Source organism: Anoxybacillus sp. UARK-01 (assembly GCF_002075365.1).
Lineage (GTDB): Bacteria > Bacillota > Bacilli > Bacillales > Anoxybacillaceae > Anoxybacteroides > Anoxybacteroides rupiense.
In genome coordinates, this window is the sequence record NZ_NASY01000010.1 from 1 (window position 1) to 925 (window position 925).

Consider the following 925-nt stretch of genomic DNA (forward strand, 5'->3'; position numbering starts at 1 on the left):
CCTATATTCTGTTATGGTGCCGGCTGCAGGACTTGAACCCGCAACCTACTGATTACAAGTCAGTTGCTCTACCAATTGAGCTAAGCCGGCGTCATCTATACTAGTTTTCATTGAAATAATGGTGGAGGATGACGGGATCGAACCGCCGACCCCTTGCTTGTAAGGCAAGTGCTCTCCCAGCTGAGCTAATCCTCCGATATGTAGCGCCTAGCAACGTCCTACTCTTGCAGGGGCGTTAGCCCCAACTACCATCGGCGCTGGAGAGCTTAACTTCCGTGTTCGGGATGGGAACGGGTGTGACCTCTCCGCCATCGTCACTAGGCTTGTTATTTCAAACAGACAAATATTATTATAACGAGCATTTCGCCCATGTCAAGAACTTTTTGGTTCTTTCAAAACTAGATAACAGATCAGAGAAGAAAGGATAGGCGGTGCTTTTCTTGATGTCTTGCTCCACTTTTCGTATTGTCTAGTTCCGCAAGCTGCATCCTATGGTCGTTTCCGCTTCTTCTGTCCAAGTCTCCTGACTTGTCCGTCAGAAGCTTGAACGCCTTATGGATGCAAGCGAGCTTGCTCCACTTTTCGTATTGGTTAAGTCCTCGATCGATTAGTATCCGTCAGCTACACGTGTCGCCACGCTTCCACCTCGGACCTATCTACCTCGTCATCTTCGAGGGATCTTACTTGCTTATGCAATGGGAAATCTCATCTTGAGGGGGGCTTCACGCTTAGATGCTTTCAGCGCTTATCCCTTCCGCACATAGCTACCCAGCGGTGCCCTTGGCAGGACAACTGGTACACCAGCGGTGCGTCCATCCCGGTCCTCTCGTACTAAGGACAGCTCCTCTCAAATTTCCTGCGCCCGCGACGGATAGGGACCGAACTGTCTCACGACGTTCTGAACCCAGCTCGCGTACCGCTTTAA

At 50.6% G+C, this 925-nt stretch carries 2 tRNA genes and 2 rRNA genes; all 4 read right to left on the minus strand.

Annotated elements, in window-relative coordinates:
* Window positions 1–14: 14 nt before the first annotated feature.
* A tRNA-Thr gene (locus B6A27_RS01140) sits at window positions 15–90 on the minus strand.
* Between the two features lie 29 nt (window positions 91–119).
* Window positions 120–195: transfer RNA gene (locus tag B6A27_RS01145), tRNA-Val, on the minus strand.
* 10 nt (window positions 196–205) lie between these two features.
* Window positions 206–322: ribosomal RNA gene (rrf, locus tag B6A27_RS01150) — 5S ribosomal RNA — on the minus strand.
* A 265-nt stretch (window positions 323–587) separates the two neighbouring features.
* Window positions 588–925, minus strand: a 23S ribosomal RNA gene (locus B6A27_RS01155); the annotation flags it as partial.